Source organism: Ruminococcus sp. BSD2780120874_150323_B10 (assembly GCF_015553695.1).
Taxonomy (GTDB): Bacteria; Bacillota; Clostridia; order Oscillospirales; family Acutalibacteraceae; genus Ruminococcoides; species Ruminococcoides intestinale_A.
Genome location: NZ_JADNHD010000037.1, coordinates 1 through 2,199, shown reverse-complemented (window position 1 = coordinate 2,199; position 2,199 = coordinate 1). Strand labels below are relative to the sequence as shown.

The following is a 2,199-nucleotide window of genomic DNA, read 5'->3' as shown; positions in this document are numbered from 1 at the left end:
TTCGGGTGCTTCGGGCGGCTTGACATCATCAGCCTTTCGGTCTGCGTCAGCAGCACGTTATTTTCAAACATGGGGTCGATATATGGCTTTATATCCTCGGCATTGCCCCAACGTGCAGAGCCGTACTCCATGCCCTTACGGTATTTCTTTGCGTTCTTGCCTTTCACATAGACCGCAAGCCGGATAACGACAGCCCCGACAATGCCGATAAGCAAATCCATAGGGTTAAAACTCGGCAGGGCATTTGAAAAGGCAGCGGAAAAGCCGCTGCCAATGGAAAACAGCTTGCCGGAGAGGTCAGCCCCCGGCGAGAGCCGCACCGCCTGTCCGACTTTATCAAAGAGATACACAAAGAGCAGATAGGGGGCGTTTAGGATAAGCAGCTTCTTGATATTCGGCTTCATAGCGATACCTCCCTGTCCTTGTATTTTGTCTTTTGACGGTTCGCGTTAAGCTGCTTTGCTGCTTCCCGGAATGTGGCAAGTGCCTTTCGGATAGAGGGCTTTTGCTCCTGTGTCAGCTTCTTTGCGGAAAACTCCTTAAAGGCTGCGGTCAGAGCGTCCGCGTCCCGCCCCTTGAAAAATACAAGATAACGGGGCGGCGTTTCGGTGCTGTCTTTCTTTAGGGCAAAGTCGATACCGTATTTTTTTGCCGTCTGCTCAAAGGCTTTGATATTGCCCTCAGTTATCTCAATGTTGGAAAGCCCCGCGTTCTGCTTCGCAAGCTGCTTTAGCGTCTGCTTCCCGTGGGGCTGTTTTTCCTGCTGCTTTTTTGCCTGTGCAAGCATGGCTTTGATTGCCTTTTGCAGCATTTCAGCGGTCAGCTTCGCTCCCTTGACCGAGAGCGCAACCACTTTTTCGTTGATTTCGTCCTGCAATGTTTACCGTCCTCCTTTCCCGGTAGTGATAGTGTTAAGGTGGTACGCCGCTTTTGAGCGTGAAAAAAGGGCGTCCGTTCTTCACGCCGCCCCGTTAAATCCGTACCCGCAGCCCGTTCAAGTCCTCGGCGCGAATACCTACAAGATACCAGTTGTCCCCGTACTCAATCCGGGTCGGCTTCCATTTGCCGCCTGTGAATACGTCCATGCACTCGCCGCAATGCAGACCGCCGTAATAGTCGGCAATGTCAAAGCGAATGTCGTAGCGGTCAGCGGTTTCGTCAAAAATCAAAGCTCCTGTTTTCTGTGCCATGCGGTAAATCCTCCTTTTTTCGTTTACAGGCTTTCGCCCTCATTGTAGGTGTAATAGTCCGGGTCACCGTACTTTGGCTTTCTCGGTGCAAGTGCGCCGCTTGCCATATCGTGAGCCACAAGGGAAGTGTAATAGCTGTCAATGGTAGACGGGGCATTGAAAAGCACCGCCTTTAGGTACTGCTTGATGTTGCGGATTTTCGTGGTGTTCTCCTGCATACAGTCAAGCACAAAGCGGATATGTTCGCTGTTCAGCTTCATAAACTTTGACTTCACAAGCTCGGCGGGGTAATCGTCCCCGGCAATACGGATTTTCTTTCTTGCCGTACAGACGGTTTCAAGCATAAGGTCAACAATCTCATTCAGACGGTCGCGGTCAAGGCTTCTGTCCTGCAAGAGAATGTCATAGGCGATATTGTCTTTGATAATTTCCTCATACACTCGGTAAGCGTCGTTCCTTTCCGTTCTTTTCCGTTCCGGCGGCTGTGCCGCTTCGTCCTCGCCATAAGGCAAGGGATTTAGGGAATGGATAGGAATGGAATGGGTAATTGATAAATCCGTATTTGATTTTTCTTTTTTTGGTAAGTTAGTTCTTGATATATCTTTATTTAATTGCGTTGGATTTTCCGACGTCGGATTATCCGTTGTCGGGTTATCCGCTGTTGGATTTTCCAATACCGGGCAATCCAATTCCGGCGGCTGCGGCTGTTCGTAAATGGTGTACTCGATAGCGGTCATTTTGCCTTTCTCGTCGCGTCCCTGCCGCCTTGTGATATATCCGGCTTTTTCAAGCTCCCAAACGGCGGTACGGATAGCGTCGATACTTTCCCGGTTGATGTAGGACAGCCCCGAAAGGGTGTAGTCCCAATCCTCTGGCAAGGACAGCATTTGAGATAACAGCCCCTTTGCCTTTAAGGAAAGCTCCTTATTGCGTAAGTGGTGGTTGCTCATTACGGTGTAGCCTGTGTTGCGTTCCACACGGAAAACTGCCATAGCTTCATCACTCCTTT

Annotated in this window: 3 protein-coding genes and 1 pseudogene; all 4 read right to left on the bottom strand. The window is 50.3% G+C overall.

The window, feature by feature from the left end:
- A pseudogene (locus I2E21_RS12075) lies at positions 1 to 404 on the bottom strand (type IV secretory system conjugative DNA transfer family protein); the annotation flags it as partial.
- A complete protein-coding gene (locus I2E21_RS12070; RefSeq protein ID WP_144101625.1) occupies positions 401 to 877 on the bottom strand; it encodes a PcfB family protein in 477 nt (158 codons plus the stop codon). The pseudogene I2E21_RS12075 and the gene I2E21_RS12070, both read right to left, overlap by 4 nt.
- A gap of 94 nt (positions 878 to 971) precedes the next feature.
- Positions 972 to 1,190: a DUF5348 domain-containing protein gene (locus I2E21_RS12065; RefSeq protein WP_005422968.1), complete on the bottom strand. Its 219-nt coding sequence runs from the start codon at positions 1,188 to 1,190 to the stop codon at positions 972 to 974.
- Positions 1,191 to 1,213: 23 nt separating this feature from the next.
- Positions 1,214 to 2,182, bottom strand: a complete 969-nt coding sequence (locus I2E21_RS12060; protein WP_195411475.1) for a DUF6017 domain-containing protein — start codon at positions 2,180 to 2,182, stop codon at positions 1,214 to 1,216.
- Positions 2,183 to 2,199: the final 17 nt, after the last annotated feature.

Coding starts and splice junctions, on each gene's coding strand:
- I2E21_RS12065 (WP_005422968.1), bottom strand. CDS start 1,190: ATGGCACAGAAAACAGGAGCTTTGATTTTTGACGAAACCGCTGACCGC.
- I2E21_RS12060 (WP_195411475.1), bottom strand. CDS start 2,182: ATGGCAGTTTTCCGTGTGGAACGCAACACAGGCTACACCGTAATGAGC.